At 73.0% G+C, this 21760-nt stretch carries 19 protein-coding genes and 1 pseudogene; 4 read left to right on the top strand and 16 right to left on the bottom strand.

The window, feature by feature from the left end; genetic code table 11:
- Window positions 1–11 precede the first annotated feature (11 nt).
- The 8 genes from OHA91_RS25140 to hrcA form a co-directional block, all read right to left on the bottom strand.
- Entirely contained in the window at window positions 12–1052 is a 1041-nt protein-coding gene (locus tag OHA91_RS25140) for a PhoH family protein (protein ID WP_328740064.1), read from the bottom strand.
- 155 nt (window positions 1053–1207) lie between these two features.
- Entirely contained in the window at window positions 1208–2302 is a 1095-nt protein-coding gene (locus OHA91_RS25135) for a carbohydrate kinase family protein (protein ID WP_031145735.1), read from the bottom strand.
- Between the two features lie 177 nt (window positions 2303–2479).
- A complete protein-coding gene (locus OHA91_RS25130) occupies window positions 2480–3385 on the bottom strand; it encodes a ribonuclease Z (RefSeq protein ID WP_031145733.1) in 906 nt (301 codons plus the stop codon).
- A gap of 3 nt (window positions 3386–3388) precedes the next feature.
- A complete protein-coding gene (locus tag OHA91_RS25125) occupies window positions 3389–3748 on the bottom strand; it encodes a histidine triad nucleotide-binding protein (protein WP_030027777.1) in 360 nt (119 codons plus the stop codon).
- A 79-nt stretch (window positions 3749–3827) separates the two neighbouring features.
- Complete coding sequence (locus OHA91_RS25120) at window positions 3828–4571, bottom strand: 16S rRNA (uracil(1498)-N(3))-methyltransferase (RefSeq protein ID WP_031145730.1); 744 nt, start codon at window positions 4569–4571, stop codon at window positions 3828–3830.
- The gene (locus tag OHA91_RS25115; protein WP_328740063.1) at window positions 4568–5659 is read right to left on the bottom strand and encodes a nitronate monooxygenase; all 1092 of its coding nucleotides are present in this window, start codon (window positions 5657–5659) and stop codon (window positions 4568–4570) included. Before OHA91_RS25115 ends, OHA91_RS25120 begins: the two co-directional genes overlap by 4 nt.
- A 155-nt stretch (window positions 5660–5814) precedes the next feature.
- Window positions 5815–6951: a molecular chaperone DnaJ gene (gene dnaJ / locus OHA91_RS25110; protein ID WP_031145725.1), complete on the bottom strand. Its 1137-nt coding sequence runs from the start codon at window positions 6949–6951 to the stop codon at window positions 5815–5817.
- Window positions 6952–7968, bottom strand: a complete 1017-nt coding sequence (hrcA, locus tag OHA91_RS25105) for a heat-inducible transcriptional repressor HrcA (protein WP_031145723.1) — start codon at window positions 7966–7968, stop codon at window positions 6952–6954.
- Window positions 7969–8121: 153 nt separating this feature from the next.
- On the opposite strand from hrcA, the gene OHA91_RS25100 reads away from it, so the two are divergent.
- Together OHA91_RS25100 and OHA91_RS25095 are read left to right on the top strand one after the other, a co-directional pair.
- Window positions 8122–8865 carry an MBL fold metallo-hydrolase gene (locus OHA91_RS25100; protein ID WP_328740061.1) on the top strand — a complete coding sequence of 248 codons (744 nt, stop codon included), beginning with the start codon at window positions 8122–8124 and terminating at the stop codon, window positions 8863–8865.
- A gap of 10 nt (window positions 8866–8875) precedes the next feature.
- Window positions 8876–9691, top strand: coding sequence for a DUF3097 domain-containing protein (locus OHA91_RS25095; RefSeq protein ID WP_031145719.1), 816 nt, complete (start codon window positions 8876–8878; stop codon window positions 9689–9691).
- On the opposite strand, the gene OHA91_RS25090 is transcribed toward OHA91_RS25095, so the two are convergent.
- From OHA91_RS25090 to lepA, 4 genes are all read right to left on the bottom strand, one after another.
- A complete protein-coding gene (locus tag OHA91_RS25090) occupies window positions 9669–9824 on the bottom strand; it encodes a hypothetical protein (RefSeq protein ID WP_328740060.1) in 156 nt (51 codons plus the stop codon). The two genes, OHA91_RS25095 and OHA91_RS25090, sit on opposite strands and share 23 nt — an antisense overlap.
- 124 nt (window positions 9825–9948) lie before the next feature.
- Window positions 9949–11181: a radical SAM family heme chaperone HemW gene (gene hemW, locus OHA91_RS25085; RefSeq protein ID WP_328740059.1), complete on the bottom strand. Its 1233-nt coding sequence runs from the start codon at window positions 11179–11181 to the stop codon at window positions 9949–9951.
- Between the two features lie 148 nt (window positions 11182–11329).
- Window positions 11330–13222, bottom strand: coding sequence for an AMP-dependent synthetase/ligase (locus tag OHA91_RS25080; RefSeq protein ID WP_031145715.1), 1893 nt, complete (start codon window positions 13220–13222; stop codon window positions 11330–11332).
- A 234-nt stretch (window positions 13223–13456) separates the two neighbouring features.
- Window positions 13457–15322, bottom strand: a complete 1866-nt coding sequence (gene lepA, locus OHA91_RS25075; protein ID WP_031145712.1) for a translation elongation factor 4 — start codon at window positions 15320–15322, stop codon at window positions 13457–13459.
- Window positions 15323–15577: 255 nt separating this feature from the next.
- Between lepA and rpsT the strand changes: the two genes are divergently transcribed.
- Window positions 15578–15838 (top strand): 30S ribosomal protein S20, encoded by a 261-nt coding sequence (rpsT, locus tag OHA91_RS25070; RefSeq protein WP_030030523.1) that lies wholly within the window; start codon window positions 15578–15580, stop codon window positions 15836–15838.
- A gap of 247 nt (window positions 15839–16085) precedes the next feature.
- Here rpsT and holA read toward each other — a convergent pair whose 3' ends face one another.
- A complete protein-coding gene (gene holA / locus OHA91_RS25065; RefSeq protein WP_266501311.1) occupies window positions 16086–17078 on the bottom strand; it encodes a DNA polymerase III subunit delta in 993 nt (330 codons plus the stop codon).
- 76 nt (window positions 17079–17154) lie between these two features.
- Here holA and OHA91_RS25060 point away from each other — a divergent pair, with 76 nt between their 5' ends.
- Complete coding sequence (locus tag OHA91_RS25060; protein ID WP_266501308.1) at window positions 17155–17397, top strand: hypothetical protein; 243 nt, start codon at window positions 17155–17157, stop codon at window positions 17395–17397.
- 12 nt (window positions 17398–17409) lie between these two features.
- Here the strand turns inward: OHA91_RS25060 and OHA91_RS25055 are convergent, their stop codons facing one another.
- The 3 genes and pseudogenes from OHA91_RS25055 to OHA91_RS25045 all read right to left on the bottom strand — a co-directional run bounded on the left by OHA91_RS25055 (window position 17410) and on the right by OHA91_RS25045 (window position 21594).
- A complete protein-coding gene (locus OHA91_RS25055) occupies window positions 17410–18291 on the bottom strand; it encodes a YceI family protein (protein ID WP_328740058.1) in 882 nt (293 codons plus the stop codon).
- 136 nt (window positions 18292–18427) lie between these two features.
- Window positions 18428–20800: pseudogene (locus tag OHA91_RS25050) on the bottom strand (ComEC/Rec2 family competence protein); the annotation flags it as partial.
- Window positions 20797–21594, bottom strand: coding sequence for a helix-hairpin-helix domain-containing protein (locus OHA91_RS25045; protein ID WP_408059182.1), 798 nt, complete (start codon window positions 21592–21594; stop codon window positions 20797–20799). The pseudogene OHA91_RS25050 and the gene OHA91_RS25045, both read right to left, overlap by 4 nt.
- Between the last annotated feature and the right edge of the window lie 166 nt (window positions 21595–21760).

Here is a 21760-nt window from a genome sequence, read left to right as displayed (position 1 = left end):
TGCGCTGGGTTCTACTTCCGCTTGTAGCCGTTGGCGGCCTGCTGGCCGTCGTCGTACTTCTCGTACGCGTCGACGATACGGCCGACCAGCTTGTGCCGGACGACATCCTCGGAGGTGAGCCTCGAGAAGTGGATGTCCGGTACCCCGTCGAGGATTTCCTGGACCTGGCGCAGACCGCTCCTGGCCCCGCCGGGCAGGTCGATCTGGGTGATGTCACCGGTGATCACGATCTTCGAGTCGAAGCCGAGCCGGGTCAGGAACATCTTCATCTGCTCGGTGGTCGTGTTCTGGGCCTCGTCGAGGACCACGAACGCGTCGTTCAGCGTGCGGCCGCGCATGTAGGCCAGCGGCGCGACCTCGATCGTGCCCGCCGCCATCAGCCGCGGGATCGAGTCGGGGTCGAGCATGTCGTGCAGCGCGTCGTAGAGCGGGCGCAGGTACGGGTCGATCTTGTCGAAGAGGGTGCCCGGCAGGAAGCCGAGCCGCTCCCCCGCCTCGACGGCGGGCCGGGTCAGGATGATCCGGCTGACCTGCTTGGACTGCAGGGCCTGGACCGCCTTGGCCATGGCGAGGTAGGTCTTTCCGGTACCGGCGGGGCCGATGCCGAAGACGATCGTGTTCTTGTCGATCGCGTCGACGTACCGCTTCTGGTTGAGGGTCTTGGGGCGGATGGTGCGGCCGCGGCTGGAGAGGATGTTCTGGGTGAGCACCTCGGCGGGCGTCTCGGGCCCGTCCCCGTTGCCGTTCGCGCTCGCCTTGAGCATGGCGATCGAGCGTTCCACTGCGTCCTCCGTCATCGGCTGCCCGGTGCGGAGCACCAGCATCATCTCGTCGAACAGTCGCTGGATCAGGGCGACTTCCGCCGCCTCGCCGATCGCACTGACCTGATTGCCCCGAACATGGATGTCGGCCTTCGGGAAGGCCTTCTCGATCACGCGCAACAGGGCGTCGCCCGAGCCGAGCACCGTCACCATCGGGTGTGTCGCCGGTACGGTGAAGTGCGCTCGCGCCTGCCCCGGCGCGGGGATGTGGGCTGTCGATGTCTGAGTCATGGGCCGGCACTGTGGCCTGCGCATACCTCCCGCTGAGGGGCCGCGCCGATCGACGACCTCCGGAGTACCAAGCGTACGTCGCCGCCGCTGCTTCCCCGAGGGGTTTTCACCGCCCTCCCCGGCCCGCGGGGGGGGGGGCTGCGCAGCCCCCCGGGCTACGCGGAGTGCCGGAAGCCGATGGTCGGCACGGCCCTGCGCCGGGCGGCCGGGGTCGCGGCCGACGGGATCAGGTCGTCCAGGAAGCCGTAGCGGCCGCGCAGCGCGTGCGGGGCACCGCGCCACCAGTGGGCCACCTCCGGCCAGCCGGGGGCCGACAGGGAGCCGCCGAACTCCTGGACCGACAGGGCCGCGGTCAGCCCGGCGAAGGCCAGCCGGTCCGCCAGCGGCCAGCCCGCCAGGGTGCCGGTGACGAAGCCCGCCACGTAGACGTCCCCCGCCCCCGTCGGGTCCAGCGCCTCCACGGCGATCCCGGGGACGTGCGCGGTCTCCCCGGTGCGCCCGTCGACCGCGTACGAGCCCTCCGCGCCCATGGTCACCACCGCGATCGGGACCTTCTCGGCCAGCGCGCGGGCCGCCGCCCTCGGACACTCGGTGCGCGTGTACCGCATCGCCTCGCCCGCGTTCGGCAGGAAGGCCTCGCAGTGCTCCAGGTCGGCCAGGGCCCCGAGGTCCCACCGCCCGCTCTCGTCCCAGCCCACGTCCGCGAAGACCCGCGAGCCGCGCCGGGCGGCCTCGCCGATCCACTCCTCTCCGCGGCCGGGGCCCAGGGAGGCCACGGCGGCGCGGGCTCTCGGCGGGCCCTGCGGCACGGGCCCGGGGTCCGCCGGCGGCGGCGCCTCGTGGCCGTGGGAGACCATCGTGCGCTCGCCCTCGTAGGCCATCGAGACCGTGACGGGGCTGTGCCAGCCGGGGACGATCCGCGACATGGACAGGTCGATGCCCTCGCCCTGCTCCAGGGCGTCCCAGCAGTACTCGCCGTAGTGGTCGTCGCCGAAGGCCGCCGCCAGCGAGGTGCGCAGGCCGAGCCGGGCCAGGGCGGTGGCCATGTTGGCGACGCCGCCGGGGCTGGAGCCCATGCCGCGCGCCCAGGACTCCGTACCGCGCACCGGCGCCGAGTCGAGGCCGGTGAAGATGATGTCGAGGAAGACCGTCCCGGTCAGGAAGACGTCGCAGCCGGGTTCCTCCGGGTCGCGCAGCGGACCGAGCGGGTCCACGGCTGCGGTGCGGCTGTCGAGGTCCCGACTGGTCACGGTGGTCTCCCCGGTTGATCTCGAAGGGCCGTTTCTCGGTGAAAGCTGCCAGGTCTCCCCACCAGGGGCGGGACCAAAACCCAGTGTGGCGCAGGTCACCCACAACATGCCCTGCGACCCGATCGCCGCAACCCGCGGGGGCGGGCCCGGGACTCCGCGCGTCCCGGGCCGCGAGCGTCAGCCCCGCTTCGGCAGCGGCACCCTCATCAGGTCCGCGGCCACGGTGAGCTCCCCCTCGAACCCCGCCGCCCGCGCCTGGCGTTCGAACTCGGCCGGGTCGGTGTACCGCTGCGAGAAGTGCGTCAGCACGAGGTGCCGTACGCCCGCGTCCCGCGCCACGCGCGCCGCCTGGCCTGCGGTGAGGTGCCCGTGGTCGGTGGCCAGCCGCTCGTCCTCGTCGAGGAAGGTCGACTCGATCACCAGCATGTCGCAGCCCTCGGCGAGCTCGTCCACGCCGGTGCAGAGCCGGGTGTCCATGACGAACGCGAAGCGCTGCCCGGGCCTGGGCTCGCTGACCTCCTCCAGGGTGACCTCGCCGAGGCGCCCGTCGCGCTGGATCCGGCCCACGTCGGGCCCCTTGATCCCGTGCCGGGCGAGCAGTTCGGGCACCATCCGGCGGCCGTCGGGCTCGGTGATCCGGTAGCCGAAGGACTCCACCGGGTGCGAGAGCAGCCGGGCCTCCAGGACGTACGAGGCCCCGTGCGCGACGGTTCCGTCCTCGGCCACCGGTTCCTCGGTGATCGGCACGGTCTCGCGGTAGGCCGTGGCGTACCGGAGCCGGTCGAAGAACTTCTGCCCCGACGCCGGGTAGTGCGCGGCGACGGGGTGCGGAACCTGGTCGAGATTGATCCGCTGGATCACACCGGCGAGGCCGAGGCTGTGGTCACCGTGGAAATGGGTGATGCAGATCCGGTTGATGTCGTGCGCGGCGACCCCGGCACGCAGCATCTGCCGCTGCGTGCCCTCGCCCGGGTCGAAGAGGATGCCCTCGCCGTCCCAGCGCAGCAGGTAGCCGTTGTGGTTGCGGTGGCGGGTGGGCACCTGGCTGGCGGTGCCCAGCACCACGAATTCCCTGGCGGACACGTGCTATCCCGGGGGCCACTGGAGGCCGCGGCCGCCCAGGACGTGCGCGTGGGCGTGCCAGACGGTCTGGCCGGCCCCGGAGCCGGTGTTGAAGACGATCCGGTAGCCGTGGTCGTCGATCTTCTCGTCGGCGGCGACCTGTGCGGCCTCACGCAGTATGTCGGCGGCGACGCCCGGCTCGGCGGCCGCGAGGGACGCGGCGTCGGGGTAGTGCACCTTGGGGATGACGAGCACGTGCGTGGGCGCCTGCGGGTTGATGTCCCGGAAGGCGACGGTGGTCTCGGTCTCCCGGACCACCGTCGCCGGGACGGCCCCCTCGACGATCTTGCAGAACAGGCAGTCGGCCTGCGGTTCCCCGGCCATTGCGCACCCTCCCGTGACGTTGATCGGTCCGGGCATCGTATCGAGCCGGGCGCCCGCCGCGGGCGCGCATTCCAGCCGGTCAGGCCCAGCGTCCGGTACGGGCGAGCAGGACCGCCGCGGCCGCGGTGCCGGCGGTGGAGGTCCGCAGGACGGAACGGCCCAGGCGGTAGGGGTGCGCCCCCGCCGCGGCGAAGACCTCCAGCTCCTCCGGGGAGACGCCGCCCTCCGGGCCGACCACCAGGACGACGGAGCCGGCGGCGGGCAGCTCGGCCGTGGCCAGGGCCTGCGAGGGGGTGTCGCGGTCCTCGTGCAGGACCATCGCCAGATCGGCGCCGGCCAGCAGCGCCGCGACCTGCTTCGTGGACATGGCCTCGGCCACCTCAGGGAAGCGGACCCGGCGGGACTGCTTGCCCGCCTCGCGGGCCGTGGCCCGCCACTTGGCCAGGGACTTGGCCCCTCGGTCGCCGCGCCACTGCGTGATGCAGCGCGAGGCCTGCCAGGGCACGATCGCGTCCACGCCGGTCTCGGTCATGGTCTCGACGGCCAGCTCGCCGCGGTCCCCCTTGGGCAGGGCCTGGACAACGGTGATGCGGACCGCGGGCTCCTCCTCACGCCCGGCGTCGGCGACCGCCACGACGAGCCGGTCCTTGCCCTCGGCCGCCTTGACGACCGCCTCCGCCCAGCCGCCCCGGCCGTCCGTCAGGACCACCTGCTCACCCGGGTTCAGCCGCTTCACGGACACGGCGTGCCGGCCCTCCGGGCCGTCCAGGACGAACTCCGCCCCCGCAGGGACCTCTTCGACCACGAACACCGGGGCCGTCATGACGCACTCCTCATCTGCATTTCCTTCAACATCCTCTGCGCCTGGGCCAGTTCGGCCGCCAGCACCTCCACCAGCTCCGCCGCCGGCAGCGCCCGCGCGAGCCGGTGCCCCTGGCCCGCCCACAGGGCCATGCCCTGCGGGTCGCCGGCCGCGGCGGCAGCCTTGCGCAGCCCCGAGGTCAGGTGGTGGACCTGGGGGTAGGCGGCCGGGGCGTAGGGGCCGTGTTCCCGCATGAAGCGGTTGACCAGCCCCCGTGCCGGCCGCCCGGAGAAGGCCCGGGTCAGCTCCGTCCGGACGAAGAGCGGATCCGTCAGCGCCTTCTTGTGCACGGGGTCCGCACCCGACTCGGGACACACCAGGAAGGCCGTCCCGAGCTGCGTCGCCGCCGCGCCGGCCGCCAGCAGCGCGGCGATCTGGCCTCCCCGCATGACCCCGCCCGCGGCGATGATCGGCAGGGCCACCGCCTCCCGTACCTGCGCCACCAGCGCGAGCAGTCCCACCGCCGCCGTGCCGTCGATCTGCGGGTCATCCCGGTGGGTGCCCTGGTGGCCGCCCGCCTCGACGCCCTGGACGCAGACGGCGTCGGCGCCCGCCTGCTGGGCGCTGCGGGCCTCCTCGACGGAGGTCACCGTGACGACGGTGTACGTACCGGCCCTGCGCAGGGCGGCGAGGGCCGCGGGGGCGGGACAGCCGAAGGTGAACGACACGACCGGGACCGGGTCCTCGAGGAGGATGGCGAGCTTGGCGTCGTAGCCGTCGTCGCTGGTGCCGATGATGTCCTCCTCGGCGAGCGAGATCGCGTACCAGCTGGCCTCCCCGGCCAGCTGCCCGCGGTACGCCTCCACCGCCGCCGGGTCGACGTACCCGGTCTGCGGCATGAAGAGGTTGACGCCGAAGCGGTGCCGGGTGAGCGCGCGCACCTGCTTGATCTCCTGGTACATCCCGTCGGCGGTCTTGTAGCCGCCGGCCAGGAAGCCCAGTGCGCCGGCCTCGCACACGGCGGCGACGAGCGGCGGGCAGGAGGCGCCGCCCGCCATGGGAGCCTGCACGATCGGGTGGGGGGAGAGACCGTTCGCGGCGGTGGACATGGCTGCATCGTGCCACGTCCGGCCCATGGCGCCGAATCACCGCTTTCGCCTGGCATAGTCCGCTTCCCGGCGGGCGGACGGACGGCCTCCGGGAGTACGCGAAGAGCCCGGCCGGGTCTCCCCGGGCCGGGCTCGAAGCGGTGCCCGCCGTGCGGTCAGCGACCGTTGAAGGCGTCCTTCAGGCGGCTGAAGAGGCCCTGCTGGCCCGGCGCGAACTGGCCCATGGGCCGCTCCTCGCCGCGCAGCTTCGCCAGCTGGCGCAGCAGTTCCTCCTGCTGGGCGTCCAGCTTGCCCGGGGTGGTGACCTCGACGTGGACGATCAGGTCGCCGCGCCCGCCGCCGCGCAGGTGGGTGACGCCGCGACCGTGCAGCGGGATCGCCTGGCCGGACCCGGTGCCGGGCCGGATGTCGATCTCCTCCAGCCCGTCCAGCGTCTCCAGCGGGCACTTGGTGCCGAGCGCGGCCGCCGTCATCGGGATGGTGACCGTGCAGTGCAGGTCGTCCCCGCGCCGCTGGAAGGTCGGGTGCGCCAGCTCGTGGATCTCCACGTACAGGTCGCCGGCGGGGCCGCCGCCGGGGCCGACCTCGCCCTCGCCCGCGAGCTGGATCCGGGTGCCGTTCTCGACACCGGCCGGGATCTTGACCGTGAGGCTGCGGCGGGAGCGGACCCGTCCGTCGCCCGCGCACTCGTGGCACGGGGTCGGGACGACGGTGCCGAAGCCCTGGCACTGCGGGCAGGGGCGCGAGGTCATGACCTGGCCCAGGAAGGACCGGGTGACCTGCGAGACCTCACCGCGGCCGCGGCACATGTCACACGTCTGCGCCGAGGTGCCGGGGGCTGCGCCCTCGCCGGAGCAGGTGGTGCAGACGACGGCCGTGTCGACCTGGATGTCCTTGGTCGTCCCGAAGGCCGCCTCGTCCAGCTCCAGGTCGAGGCGGATCATGGCGTCCTGGCCGCGCCGGGTCCGCGAGCGCGGGCCGCGCTGCGAGGCCTGGCCGAAGAAGGCGTCCATGATGTCGGAGAAGTTGCCGAAGCCGCCCGCCCCGAAACCGCCGGCTCCGCCGCCGCCCGAGGAGGACAGCGGGTCGCCGCCGAGGTCGTAGACCTGCTTCTTCTGCGGGTCCGACAGCACCTCGTAGGCCGCGTTGATCTCCTTGAAGCGCTCCTGCGTCTTCGGGTCCGGATTCACGTCCGGGTGGAGTTCACGCGCGAGGCGCCGGAAGGCCTTCTTGATCTCGTCCTGCGATGCGTCGCGGCGCACGCCGAGAACGGCGTAGTAGTCCGTGGCCACTTACGACTCCGCCAGGATCTGTCCGACGTAACGTGCCACTGCGCGTACCGCTCCCATCGTTCCGGGGTAGTCCATGCGGGTCGGTCCGACCACGCCGAGTTTGGCGACGGATTCGCCGCCCGAACCGTAACCGACCGAGACGACCGACGTGGAGTTGAGCCCCTCGTAGGCGTTCTCGTGCCCGATCCTTACGGCCATTCCCGACTCGTTGGCCTCGCCGAGGAGCTTGAGGAGCACGACCTGCTCCTCCAGCGCCTCCAGCACCGGCCTGATCGTCAGGGGAAAATCGTGTCCGAAGCGGGTGAGATTGGCGGTACCGCCGATCATCAGCCGCTCCTCCGCCTCCTCGACCAGGGTTTCGAGGAGCGTCGAGAGGACGGTGGAGACGGTGCCCCGGTCGTCGGCCTCGAAGGACTCCGGGAGGTCCTGGACGAGCGGGGGCACATCGGTGAAGCGCCTGCCGACGACCCGGCTGTTGAGCCGGGCCCGCAGGTCGGCGAGCGAGGCCTCGCCGAAGGGGCTCGGACAGTCGACGAGCCGCTGCTCGACGCGTCCGGTGTCCGTGATCAGGACGAGCATCAGGCGCGCGGGGGCGAGCGAGAGCAGCTCCACGTGCCGGACGGTCGACCGGGTCAGGCTCGGGTACTGGACGACCGCGACCTGACGGGTGAGCTGCGCGAGCAGCCGCACCGTGCGGCCGACGACGTCGTCGAGGTCGACGGCCCCGTCGAGGAAGTTCTGGATGGCCCGGCGCTCGGGCGACGACAGCGGCTTGACCCCCGCGAGCTTGTCGACGAAGAGGCGGTAGCCCTTGTCGGTGGGGATCCGGCCGGCGCTGGTGTGGGGCTGGGCGATGTAGCCCTCTTCCTCCAGCACCGCCATGTCGTTGCGCACGGTGGCGGGCGAGACGCCGAGCCGGTGCCGCTCGGTGAGCGCCTTGGAGCCGACCGGCTCTTCCGTCCCGACGTAGTCCTGGACGATGGCGCGCAGCACTTCGAGTCTGCGTTCGCTGAGCATCGCGCACACCTCCAGCGTGATCCGTTGCCGTGTTCTGACGTGTTCTGGCGTTCGCTGGCACTCTGTACGTCCGAGTGCCAGAGAGCCCCCGCTCAGTGTACGGCCGGGTAGTAAGACCCTGGCAAGGGAGGCCCGCCAGGGTAGCGTCGCGGCATGGACGTACGTTGGGAAGAGGCGGGCTGGGAACGGCTCACCGGAAGGGCCGGCCGGCGGCGTCTGCCGGTGTGGGACTGCACGGTGGGGCTGGTGGTGGGGGACGAGTCCGTCCTCCTGGTCGATCCCGGCTCGTGCGTGCGCGAGGGTGCCGAGGTGCGGGCCGAGGCCGAGCGTCTGACGGGCCGGAGCGTGACCCATATCGCATTCACGCACGGCCACTTCGATCACGTACTGGGCGCGGCCGCCTTCCCCGGGGCCGAGGTCTTCGGGGCGGTCGGGCTGGCCGCGCTGCTCGCCTCGGGCCGCGAGGAGCTGCGCGGGGACGCGGTGCGGCACGGGCTCGCAGAGGCGGAGGCGGCCGAGGCGGTGGACCTGCTGGTGCTGCCCGGCCATCACGTGTCGGGCGAGTGGACCCTGGAACTGGGCGGGGTGCAGGTGCTGCTGGCCAACGTGGGGCCCGGGCACACCGGGCACGACCTGGCCGTCTTCGTCCCGGGCGAACGCGAGACGGTGTTCTGCGGGGACCTGGTCGAGGAGTCGGGCGAGCCGTTGGCTGGCCCGGACGCGGTGCCCCGGCAGTGGCCCGCCGCCCTGGACCGCCTGCTGTCGCTGGGCGGCGAGGACGCTCTGTACGTGCCGGGTCACGGAGCGGTGGTCACCGCGGAGTTCGTGCGTGCGCAACGCGCCACACTGGCGGCCCGTTCCGGCGTGTCGGAGGCGGGAGGCGCGCGGCTCTCCTAGTGTCGGCCGGATGCGCGAGTACTCCCCCGACCTGACCCCGCAGTGGAAGCGACCCAAGGCCGTGCCGGAGGTCGCCGCGGAAGCGGACCTGGTGGTCGAGGTGGCGGGTACGGACTTCTGCGGCGCGGTGGTGGCCTGCGAGGCCGGCACGGTGACCCTGGAGGACCGTTTCGGCAAGCGCCGGGTGTTCCCGATGGAGCCGCGGGGCTTCCTGCTGGACGGCGCGGTGGTCACCCTGGTCCGGCCGCCCCGGGGCCCGTCGGCGCCGTCGCGTACGGCGTCGGGGTCGATCGCCGTCCCCGGCGCGCGGGCGCGGGTGGCCCGGGCGGGCCGGATCTACGTCGAGGGCCGGCACGACGCCGAGCTGGTGGAGCGGGTGTGGGGCGACGACCTGCGCATCGAGGGCGTGGTGGTCGAGTACCTGGAGGGCGTCGACGACCTCCCGGCGGTGGTGGCGGAGTTCGGCCCGACGCCGGACGCCCGGCTGGGGGTGCTGGTGGACCACCTGGTGCCGGGCTCCAAGGAGTTCCGCATCGCCGCCTCGGCCGCCGCGACCTCGCCTGACGTGCTGGTGGTGGGCCACCCGTACGTGGACGTCTGGCAGGCGGTGAAGCCGTCGGCGCTGGGCATCGCAGCGTGGCCGGTGGTCCCGCGCGGCCAGGACTGGAAGACGGGCGTCTGCCGGGCCCTGGGCTGGCCGGAGAACACCGGCGCCGCCTGGCAGCACATCCTGTCCCGGGTGGGCTCCTACAAGGACCTGGAGCCGACCCTGCTGGGCCGCGTGGAGGAGCTCATCGACTTCGTCACGGGTGACGGTGAGGCCTGACGCCCTCGAAGGTTGCGAAGTCGCTCGTCTCCGGCTCGATGCCGAGCAGTTCCAGCGGCAGCGGCTCGCCGAACCTCGAGACCCGCTGGGAGCGGTGATCGGCGTCGTCACCCCTGCCGGCCGGGATCGTCATCGCGATCCAGGACCACCGGGTCGGGCACGGGCTCGCTCGCCTCGTCGACGACGTCGACGACCTGGCTCTGGAGCCGTGCCCACCGCTTCCGCGGAGACCCGGGGGTACTCACCCCTCCGGGTGATCAGTCGACCAGGTCCCGGACCACCGCGTCGGCCAGCAGCCGCCCGCGCAGGGTCAGCACGGCCCGCCCGGCCTCGTAGGGCCCCGCTTCCAGGAGCCCATCGGCGAGGGCCTTGCGGGACGAGGCGAGGCCGGCCGGGGCGAGCAGGGAGAGCGGGACTCCGTCCACGAGTCGCAGCTCCAGCAGGATCCGCTCCACGCGGCGGTCCTCCTCCGAGAGGAGCTCGCGCCCCGCACCCGGGGAGCGCCCCTGTGCGAGGGCGGCGGCGTAGGCGCCGGGGTGCTTGACGTTCCACCAGCGCACCCCGCCCACGTGCGAGTGCGCGCCCGGCCCGGCGCCCCACCAGTCGGCGCCGCGCCAGTACAGCTCGTTGTGCAGGCAGCGGCCGGCCTCCGAGGTGGCCCAGTTCGACACCTCGTACCAGGCGTACCCGGCCTGGGCCATGACCTCGTCGGCGATCAGGTAGCGGTCGGCGTGGACGTCGTCGTCGGTCATGGGGACCTCGCCGCGGCGGATCCGGCGGGCCAGCTGCGTGCCCTCCTCGACGATCAGCGCGTAGGCGCTGACGTGGTCCGGGCCGGCCCCGAGGGCGGCGGCGAGGGAGTCGCGCCAGTCCTGGTCCGTCTCGCCCGGCGTCCCGTAGATCAGGTCGAGGTTGACGTGCTCGAAGCCGGCCGCGCGGGCCTCCGCCACGCACGCCTCGGGGCGTCCGGGCGTGTGGGTGCGGTCCAGGACCTTCAGGACGTGCTGCTTGGCGCTCTGCATGCCGAAGGAGATCCGGTTGAAGCCGCCGGCGCGCAGCTCGGCCAGGTACGCCGGGTCGACGGACTCCGGGTTGGCCTCCGTGGTGATCTCGGCGTCGTCGGCCAGGCCGAACTCGTCCCGGATCGCCGCGAGCATCCGTACGAGGTCCCCGGCGGGCAGCAGCGTCGGCGTGCCGCCGCCGACGAAGACGGTGCGGACGGCCCTCGGGTCGTCGCCGAGCACCTTCCGCGCGAGCCGGACCTCGTCGATCAGGGTGTCGGCGTAGTTCTCGCGGGAGGCGAGGACGCCTCCGGTGCCCCGCAGCTCGGTGGCCGTGTAGGTGTTGAAGTCGCAGTACCCGCAGCGCGTGGCGCAGTACGGGACGTGCAGGTAGAACCCGAGCGGCCGCTCCCCCGCGCCTGCCAGGGCGTGCGACGGCAGCGAGCCGTCTTCGGGCATGGGTTCACCGTCGGGGAGTGCGGAAGGCATACCCCCATCATCCCGCACCCGGCACACCCCCGGCCGCCGGGCCGCACCGGTCGTGCGCTCCCGAGCCCCCGGGGGCGCGGGGTGTGCGGGGTGTGGCGGGGAGTGCGGGGCGGGACGCCGCCCCGCCCCGCCGGGCCCGCGGCAGGCGTCAGGCCTCGCGGGACCCCTCGTACATCTCCTCGATCAGGTGCTTGAACTCACGCTCGACCACCGGCCGCTTCAGCTTCAGGCTGGGGGTGAGGTCGCCGTGCTCGACGTCCAGGTCGCGCGGCAGGATCCGGAACTTCTTGACCGTCTGCCACCGCTGGAGGCCCTCGTTCAGGGTCTGGACGTAGGTCTCGATCAGCCGGTCGGTCTCCGGCGCGGCCAGGACCTCCTTGTACGTCCTGCCCTCCAGCCCGTTCTCGGCGGCCCAGCCCAGGATCGACGGCTCGTCGAGCGCGATCAGCGCCGAGCAGAAGTTCCGGTCGGCGCCGTGCACGACGATGGTCGACACGTACGGGCAGATCGCCTTGAACCGGCCCTCGATCTCCGCCGGGGCGACGTACTTGCCGCCCGAGGTCTTGATCAGGTCCTTCTTGCGGTCGGTGATGCGCAGGTAGCCGTCAGGCGAGAGCTCGCCGATGTCGCCGGTGTGCAGCCAGCCGTCGGACTCCAGGACCTCGGCGGTCTTGTCCGGCTGGCCGTGGTAGCCCTGCATGATGCCGGGGCCGCGCAGCAGGACCTCGCCGTCGTCGGCGATGCGGACCTCGGTGCCGGGGAGCGGCTTGCCGACCGTGCCGGTCCGGTAGGCCTCGCCGGGGTTCACGAAGGAGGCCGCGCTGGACTCCGTCAGGCCGTAGCCCTCCAGGATGTGGATGCCCGCGCCGGAGAAGAAGAAGCCGATGTCGGGGGCCAGGGCGGAGGCGCCGGAGACGGCGGCGCGCAGCTTCCCGCCGAAGGCGTCGCGGAGCTTGGAGTAGACGAGCGCGTCAGCGATCTTGTGCTTGGTGGTGAGGCCGAAGGGGGCGGTCGCCCGCCCGGTGCGGCGGTAGTTGTCCTGCGTGACCTTGGCGTACTCGCGGGCGACGCCGGCGGACCACTGGAAGATCTTGTACTTGGCGCCGCCGGCGGCCCGGGCCTTGGCGGCCACGCCGTTGTAGACCTTCTCGAAGATGCGCGGGACGGCGGCCATGTAGGTCGGCTGCACGATCGGCAGGTTTTCGATGATCTTGTCGATGCGGCCGTCGACGGCCGTCACGTGACCGGCCTCGATCTGGCCGGAGGTCAGCACCTTGCCGAAGACGTGGGCCAGCGGCAGCCAGAGGTACTGGACGTCCTCCTTGCCGATCAGGCCGGTGGCCACCATGGCCTTGGCCAGGTACGACCAGTTGTCGTGCAGCAGCCGCACGCCCTTGGGGCGGCCGGTGGTGCCGGAGGTGTAGATGAGGGTGGCGAGCTGCTCGGAGGTGATGGACGCGATGCGCTCGTCGACGGCGTCGGGGTGCTTGGCGAGGTACTCCTTGCCTCTCGCCTCCAGGTCGGCCAGGGAGAGCACCCAGCCCTCCGGGTCGCCCTCGGCGGCGACCGCGTCGCCGGCCTCAAGGACCACGACGTGGCGCAGGCCCGGCAGGTCGGCGCGGCGCTCGCGCGCCTTCGCCAGCTGCTTCGCGTCCTCGGCGATGAGCACCCGGCTCTCGGAGTCCGCGAGGATGAACGCCGACTCGTCCGCGTTGGTGCTGGGGTAGATCGTGGTGACCGCGCCGCCGGCGCACATCACGCCGAGGTCGGAGAGGATCCACTCGACCCGGGTGTTGGAGGCGAGGGCGACGCGCTGTTCCGTTTCGAGGCCGAGGGAGATCAGTCCGGCCGCGATGGCGAAGACCCGCTCGGCGGCCTGGCTCCAGCTCAGCGACTTCCAGTCGTCCGGAGCGCCCTGACCGCCGGCCGCGGGCACCGGATACCGGTAGGCCTCGTCGTTGGGCGTCGCTGCGACGCGCTCGCGGAAGAGCACCGCCACCGTGGGCGGGCGGTTCTCGAGATAGGCCTGTGTGTCGCTCACGACATCCTCCGGACCGATCCACGCGGCAGCGCGTGGGCGTGGGGCGCTGGGGGCGCTTGGGACTGGCGGGTTTGCAGCCGTTGACTTTTTAAACTGGCGAGTAACCGTTGAGCAGTGATCAGACTAGAGCGCGTCCGGCGTGCGCGTAAGAGCCAGTGAGCGGCCGGTTCATAACGAAACAGGCCCCCGTGCCGATGCGCGGGGGCCTGTGTACGCCGGGTGACGGAGAGGTGGCTACTTCTTCTTGGCGCCGGACTCGTCACTGGAGAGGACGGCGATGAAGGCCTCCTGCGGGACCTCCACGGAGCCGACCATCTTCATGCGCTTCTTGCCTTCCTTCTGCTTCTCCAGCAGCTTCCGCTTACGGGAGATGTCACCGCCGTAGCACTTGGCGAGGACGTCCTTGCGGATGGCGCGGATGGTCTCGCGGGCGATGACGCGGGAGCCGACGGCAGCCTGGATCGGCACCTCGAAGGCCTGCCGCGGGATGAGCTCGCGCAGCTTGGCGACGAGGCGCACGCCGTAGGCGTAGGCGGCGTCCTTGTGGCAGACGGCGGAGAAGGCGTCGACCTTGTCGCCGTGCAGCAGGATGTCGACCTTGACCAGGCTGGAGGCCTGCTCGCCGGTGGGCTCGTAGTCGAGGGAGGCGTAGCCGCGCGTCTTGGACTTCAGCTGGTCGAAGAAGTCGAAGACGATCTCGGCGAGCGGGAGGGTGTAGCGGATCTCGACGCGGTCCTCGGAGAGGTAGTCCATGCCCAGGAGCGTGCCGCGGCGCTGCTGGCACAGCTCCATGATCGCGCCGATGAACTCGGTCGGGGCGAGCACCGTGGCCCGGACGACCGGCTCGAAGACGTCCTTGATCTTGCCTTCGGGGAACTCGCTCGGGTTGGTGACGGTGACTTCCTTGCCGTCCTCCAGGACCACCCGGTAGACCACGTTGGGCGCGGTGGCGATCAGGTCGAGGCCGAACTCGCGCTCCAGGCGCTCGCGGACCACGTCCAGGTGGAGCAGGCCGAGGAAGCCGACGCGGAAGCCGAAGCCGAGCGCCGCCGAGGTCTCGGGCTCGTAGACCAGCGCGGCGTCGTTGAGCTGGAGCTTGTCCAGGGCCTCGCGCAGGTCCGGGTAGTCCGAGCCGTCGAGCGGGTAGAGGCCCGAGAAGACCATCGGCTTCGGGTCCTTGTAGCCGCCCAGGGCCTCGGTCGCGCCGTTGTGCAGGCTGGTGATGGTGTCACCGACCTTGGACTGACGGACGTCCTTCACGCCGGTGATGATGTAGCCCACCTCACCGACGCCGATGCCGTCGGCCGGGGTCATCTCCGGGGAGGAGACACCGATCTCCAGCAGCTCGTGCGTGGCGCCGGTGGACATCATCTTGATGCGCTCGCGCTTGTTGAGCTGGCCGTCGACCACACGGACGTACGTCACGACGCCGCGGTACGAGTCGTAGACCGAGTCGAAGATCATCGCGCGGGCGGGGGCGTCCTTGACGCCGACCGGGGCCGGGACGGTGGCGACGACCTTGTCCAGCAGGGCGTCGACGCCCAGGCCGGTCTTGGCCGAGACGCGCAGCACGTCGTCGGGGTCGCAGCCGACCAGGTTCGCGAGCTCCTCGGCGAACTTCTCCGGCTGGGCGGCCGGCAGGTCGATCTTGTTGAGGACCGGAACGATCGCGAGGTCGTTCTCCATCGCCAGGTACAGGTTGGCGAGGGTCTGCGCCTCGATGCCCTGGGCGGCGTCCACCAGCAGGACCGTGCCCTCACACGCGGCGAGGGAGCGCGAGACCTCGTAGGTGAAGTCGACGTGCCCGGGGGTGTCGATCATGTTGAGGATGTGGGTGCTGCCCTGGCCCTCGCCCGTGGTGGGCGCCCAGGGCAGTCGCACCGCCTGGGACTTGATCGTGATGCCGCGCTCACGCTCGATGTCCATGCGGTCGAGGTACTGGGCGCGCATCTGCCGCTGGTCGACGACACCGGTGAGCTGGAGCATCCGGTCGGCAAGGGTCGACTTGCCGTGGTCGATGTGCGCGATGATGCAGAAATTGCGGATCAGCGCCGGGTCGGTACGGCTCGGCTCGGGCACGTGGCTGGGGATCGCGGGCACGCAGTGTCCTGATTCTCGGTCGCAGTCGGAGGCGTCTTCGGAGCGTCGGTCGGAGCGGACGGTCCGGCTCCGGTCGCTCTCGGCGGCACGATGTCGGTCCATACGCAGGCTCCCATGGTCCCATGGACGGGGCAGTGCGCTCGGTTTGGGCCGCCAGGAGCGTGCCTGGTAGCCTGGGCAGCTGTGTCTCGTCTGCCCTCTCAGCCGTCGAGGCACAATCCGAAGATCAACCTCTGAACCTGAAAAGGCTCTTTCGTGGCGAACATCAAGTCCCAGATCAAGCGGAACAAGACCAACGAGAAGGCTCGCCTTCGCAACAAGTCGGTCAAGTCCGAGCTGCGCACCTTCATCCGCAAGGCCAACGAGGCCATCCTCGCCGGCGACGCGGAGAAGGCCACCGCCGCGGCCCGCCTGGCTTCCAAGAAGCTGGACAAGGCCGTCTCGAAGGGTGTCATCCACAAGAACGCCGCCGCCAACAAGAAGTCGGCGCTGGCCTCCAAGGTTGCCGCCATCTGAGTTCCGCACTCGATGTGATCGCCGGAAGGGACCCAGCGGGCCCTCTCTCCCGCTCCTGACCGGCACCCCGCTCCGCACACGAAGCGTTCGCCACGCGGGTGCGGAGCAACACCAGCAGTAGCCGAAGGCCCCGGCCGCCCCCCTTCCCCAGGGTGACGACCGGGGCCTTCGTGCTGCCCCGGCTGTTCCGGCCGGGCGGGCCTTCAGGACACGGGGCAGCGGCGCCGGGGGTCGGCGGCGCCGGGAGTCAGCGGCGCTGGGGGCGGGCCGCGCGGGCCACCGCGACGACCGCCTTCTCCAGGGCGTACTCGGGATCGTCGCCCCCGCCCTTGACCCCCGCGTCGGCGGCGGCCACGGCGCGCAGCGCGTCCGCGACGCCGTCCGCCGACCAGCCCCGCATCTGCTGGCGGACCCGGTCGATCTTCCACGGCGGCATGCCGAGGTCGCGGGCGAGGTCCCCGGGCCGGGCCCCGCGCGGGGCCGAGGCGAGCTTGCCGATCGCGCGGACCGCCTGCGCCAGCGCACTGGTGATCAGGACCGGGGCCACCCCGGTGGCCAGTGACCAGCGCAGGGCCTCCAGGGCCTCGGCCGCGCGCCCCTCGACCGCCCGGTCGGCGACCGTGAAGCTGGAGGCCTCGGCGCGGCCCGTGTAGTAGCGGCCGACGACGGCCTCGTCGATGGTTCCCTCGACGTCCGCGCACAGCTGGGCCGCGGCGCTCGCCAGCTCCCGCAGGTCGCTGCCGATCGCGTCGACCAGCGTCTGGCACGCCTCCGGGGTCGCCGACCGGCCGAGCGTGCGGAACTCGCCGCGCACGAACGCGAGCCGGTCCGCCGCCTTCGTCATCTTCGGGCAGGCGACCTCCCGGGCGCCCGCCTTGCGCGCCGCGTCCAGCAGGCCCTTGCCCTTGACCCCGCCCGCGTGGAGGAGGACCAGTGCGATCTCCTCGTAGGGCGCGGCGAGGTAGGCCTTGACCTCCTTGACCGAGTCGGCGGACAGGTCCTGCGCGTTGCGCACGACCAGCACCTTGCGCTCGGAGAAGAGCGAGGGGCTCACCAGCTCGGCGAGCGTGCCGGGCTGGAGCTGGTCGGAGGTGAGGTCGCGGACGTCGGTGTCGGCGTCGGCGGCACGGGCGGCCGCCACCACCTCCCGCACGACGCGGTCGAGCAGCAGCTCCTCCTGCCCCACCGCAAGGGTGATCGGGGCAAGGGGATCGTCGGTGGAGTTCTTCCTGGTGGCCATCGCCTCCAGCATCCCACGCCGCACTGACAGCCCCCCGCGCCCCGGCCCCCTCCACCGGGTGTTCGACAATGGCCGGGTGAACGTGCGACATGTACTCGTCCTGCCCGACCGCGACGCCGCCGAGGAGGTGGCGCAGGAGGCCCTCGACCGCTTCGGCCTCCCGGAGGAGCCGCAGTTGGTCCGCGACGCGCTGGCCGGCGAGGACGACGCCGAGGACGCCCAGTGGCTGGTCGTCGTCGAGGATCCGCGGGAACGGCTCGACACCACCGCCCTGGACGACCTCGCCGCCGAGTACGAAGGCTGGCTGGAGGCCCCCTGAGCCCCGTCCGGGTCAGGCCTTGTGCACGATCTGGACGTCCAGCGCGACGTCCACGCTCGAACCGATCGCCGCGACCCCGTGCGCCAGCATCGACTGCCAGTTGAGGGTGAAGTCCTCGCGGTGCAGCTCGGCGGTGGCACGGCAGGCCGCCCGCACCTCGCCCTCCATCCCCGTCCCGAGGCCCAGGTACTGGGTGTCCAGGGTGACCGACAGGCTCACTCCGTGGAGGGTCAGGGCGCCCGCGACGGCCCAGCGGCTGCCGCTGCGGTGGATGAACCGTTCGCTGTAGAACTCCACCGTGGGGTAGCGGACCGCGTCCAGGAAGTCGCCCGACCGCAGGTGGTCGTCGCGCAGCCGCATCCCGGTGTCGATGCTCGCCGCATCGATGATCACGTGCATGGAGGAGTCCTCCATGCGGTCGGCTATCCGCACCGCTCCGGCGAACGTGTTGAACCGTCCGTTGATCCGGGCCATGCCGATGTGCCGGGCCGTGAAGCCGATGGACGAGTGCGTCGGGTCGAGCTCCCAGTGGCCGGGCTGCGGCAGGACCGGCGGCTCCACCGCGTCGAGGATGATCTCCCCCGTACCGGGCTGCGCCGGGTCCCCCACGAGCGTGACCCCGTGGAACGGCGTGTACCCCTCTGCGGTGACCGAGAGCCGGTACTCCCCTTCCGGAACGGCGGCCGTGAAGCCGCCGAACGGATCGGTCTCGCCGCCGACGATCCGGCGGCCGATCGGATCCGTCACCTCGAACGCGGCCTGCCGGATGGGCCGGTGGACCGTGTCGAGGACTCGGCAGCTGAGCAGACGCGCCGTCGGCGGCAGCGTCAGTGTCGCGGATGTGTGCGGGCTGGAACTTCCGGCCGACTCCATCCCCCGTCGGCGACCGAACATGACGTGTGCACCCCCGTGCTGTGTGGACTTGGACCAATCTGGCGAAGACGCATTCGATCATGCTGCCGGGTCGTGGGCAAACAGAGCGGTCGCGCCCGGTATGCCCGTGTCGATCACGTCGTCTCCTGGCTGGAAACGCACGCAGCCGAACGCCGGTTCCACTGACGGCGATCGAGCCGTCGGTGTCGGTGCGGAGCACCGTCGCCCCCACGGCCCGCAGGCGGGCGAGCGTACCTGGCGCGGGATGCCCGTAGCGGTTTTTTGTACCGACGGGAACAATCGCGAGCCGCGGTCGGACCCGCTCGTGCAGCCCGGGATCCTGGTGCGCGGAGCCGTGGTGGGCGACCTTGAGGAGATCGACCGGGCCCAGTTGCGGATGCTCCCTCAGAAGGGCCTGCTGCGACTGCGGTTCGAGGTCGCCGAGCAGCAGCAGGGTGAGTCCCGCACCGCGCACCAGCAGCACGACGCTCGCGTCGTTGGGGCCTTCGAAGGGCGACCCGGCCGAAGGCGGCCACAGCACCTGCCATTCGAACGGGCCGGCCCGGCGCCGCTCCCCCTGCACGGCCCGTACGACCGGCACGCCCGCGGCCGCCGCGGTCCGCCGGACGAACTCGGCCTGCCCCTGCGGCTCTTCCAGCACGGAGACCTGGATCACCCCCACGGAACGGCCCCGCAGGACACCCTGCAGACCGCCCACGTGGTCGGCATGGAAGTGCGTCAGCAGCAGCATCGGCACCCGTCGCACCCCCAGCTCGCGCAGGCACCCGTCCACCGGCCCGGGCTCCGCGCCCGCGTCCACCACCAGCGCCTCCCCCGGGCCGACGGCGAGGACGGCGGCGTCCCCCTGCCCCACGGCGCACTGGACGTAGCTCCAGTCGGGCGGAGGCCAGCCGGTGACCGTACGGGTGAGCTGCGGCGGCCGAAGTACCGCGAGGAGCAGCAGCACCGCCAGCGCCGAGCACAGCCACCGCCGCCGCCCCCACCGGGCCCCGAGGACGACGGCCGTCAGGGTGGCGGCGGCCAGCAGCAGTCCGCCGGTGAGCCCGCCCGGCCAGGACACCTCCGCGCCGGGGAACCCCGCCCCGGCCCGCGCGACGGCCGCGATCCACCCCGCGGGGACCCCGGCGCACCGGGCCAGCACCTCCGCGGCGGGCATCGAGAGCGGGGCCGCCGCCAGCGCGGCGAAGCCGAGGACGGTCGCCGGGCCGGCCGCCAACTCGGCCAGCAGGTTGCACGGCACCGCGACCAGGCTGACCCGGGCCGCGAGCACGGCGACGACGGGCGCGCAGACCGCCTGGGCGGCAGCGGCGGCACCCACCGCCTCGGCGAGCCGGGGCCCCATCCCCCGCCTGCGCAGGGCCCCGCTCCACCGGGGAGCGAGGGTCAGCAGCGCCCCGGTGGCGAGGACCGAGAGCAGGAAGCCGTAACTGCGGGCCAACCACGGGTCGTAGAGCACCAGCAGCAGCACCGCCGCCCCCAGGGCGGGAATCAGGGACCTGCGCCGGCCCGTGGCGATGGCCAGCAGGGTGACCGCCCCGCAGGCCGCCGCCCGCAGCACGCTCGGCTCCGGCCGGCACACCACCACGAACGCCAGCGTCAGGGCCGCCCCGCACAGGGCGGTCGTCCGCAGCGAGAGTCCCAGCCGTGGCGCCAGCCCGCGCCGCTCGGCCTGCTGTGCGCGCCCCGGGGGCCCGATGAGCAGGAACAGCACCACGGTCAGGTTCGACCCGGAGACAGCCAGCAGGTGGAGCAGATCGGTGGCCCTGAACGCCTCGTGCAGGTCGGGCGGAACCCTGGAGGTGTCCCCGACGACCAGCCCCGGCAACAGGGCCCGTGCATCCGGTGCGAGCCCCTCGGTGGCTTCGCGCAGCCCGACCCGCAGCCGCCCCGCCAGCCGCTGGGCGGTGTCCGGGCCGCCGGTCACCCCCGGCGGTGCGTCACCGGCCGGCCGGAGCAGCGCCACGGCCCGCTCCCCGTCCCGCGCCGGGGCCAGCCGGGCGACCACCGCCACCCGGGTGGAGGGCAGCAGCCGTGCCCACCCCGCGTGCCCGGCCAGCACCCGCACCGGGGTCTCGACCAGGGTGCTCGCCCCGTCGGGCCCGGTCACCCGGGTCACCACCGCGTCCAGCACCACCACCGGCGGCCCGCTCCCGCTCCGCGCGGTCCTGGGATCGGAGCCGACGGTGAGCTCCGCGAGGACCCGGGCGTGCTCCCGCGCCAGCCCGGCGACCGGCCCGGCCCGCGCCTCGGCCAGCTGGAGCCCCGCGACGCCGGCTCCGGCGGCCGCGGACAGCAGGGCCCCCGCCACAGCCGGGGCGACCCTCCACGGCGCCCCCGGACGCCCGCCCTGGACCAGCATCAGCAGCCCCGCGACGGCCACCGCCAGGCCCACACCGAGGGCGGTCCGCCCCACGGGCGCGTCGAGGGCCAGGGCGGCCGCCGCCCAGGCGCCCACGGCCGGCACCGCGAGCCGCAGATCCGCCGGGCCCGCCCCCTCCGCGCGGTTCACGGCCGCACCAGCTTGCGCAGGTCGGCGAAGCGCCGCTCGCCGATGCCGTTGACCTGTCGGAGCTCCTCCACGGAACGGAAGCCGCCGCGGGCAGTGCGGAAGTCGACGATGTGCTGGGCCAGGACCGGCCCCACCCCCGGCAGACCGTCCAACTGCTCGACGGTGGCCGAGCCCAGGCTGAGCGGCCCGGCGGCCGGCCCGCCCGCAGCACCGCCCGGCGGCTGCGCCGTCGCACCCACCAGTACCTGCTCGCCGTCCACCAGCACCCGGGCCCGGTTCAGCCCGGTGGTGTCCGTACCCGGACGCACTCCCCCGGCGGCGGCCAGTGCGTCCTCGACCCGGGATCCCGCCGGAAGCCGCCGGACTCCGGGATCCCGGACCTTGCCCCCGACGTCGACGACGATCCGCGCGGGGCCCGCGCCACCCCCTCCCGGGGCCGGTGTCGCGGCCGACGCCGCGGCCCCCGCCGGGACGACCGCCGGGGCGACCGGCGCGGGGGCGGTCACGCCCTGGGGCCGGGCCGACCAGTACTGCTGCCCGGCGAAGCCCACGGCCGCGACCAGTACCACCCCGACCGCGGCCACCGTGCGCGGCTCCACCGCGCAGCGGGCCTGCAGCCACACCGGCAGCCGCTCCCGCACCGCCAGCCGCCGCGCGGCAGCGGCGGGCAGGGCGGCGGCTGCGTCGGGCGGTGCCGGCGGATCCTGTCCTGCCGAAGAGGACGGCGACGGCAGCAGCTGTGGTGCCTGCGGCGGGCTGGCGCCACCGAGCAGGGCTTCGGCCCTCCGCCGCACCGGGTCCGGTCCCGGGTCGGGAGGCGGACGCAGATGCGGGCGGGGACGTGCGGGCGCGCCACGGAGGCCGTGGCGGCGCCTGCCGCGGCCACCTCCGTGCCGAAGGCGGCTGTCGGAGAAGCGGGAACGGCCCGGGCCGCTGGTGGCGCCCGACGGATACGGAGTA

The organism is Streptomyces erythrochromogenes (genome assembly GCF_036170895.1).
GTDB classification, from domain to species: Bacteria; Actinomycetota; Actinomycetes; order Streptomycetales; family Streptomycetaceae; genus Streptomyces; species Streptomyces erythrochromogenes.
The sequence above is the reverse complement of the archived record's forward strand: the minus strand, read 5'-3'. Positions and strand labels throughout refer to the sequence as shown.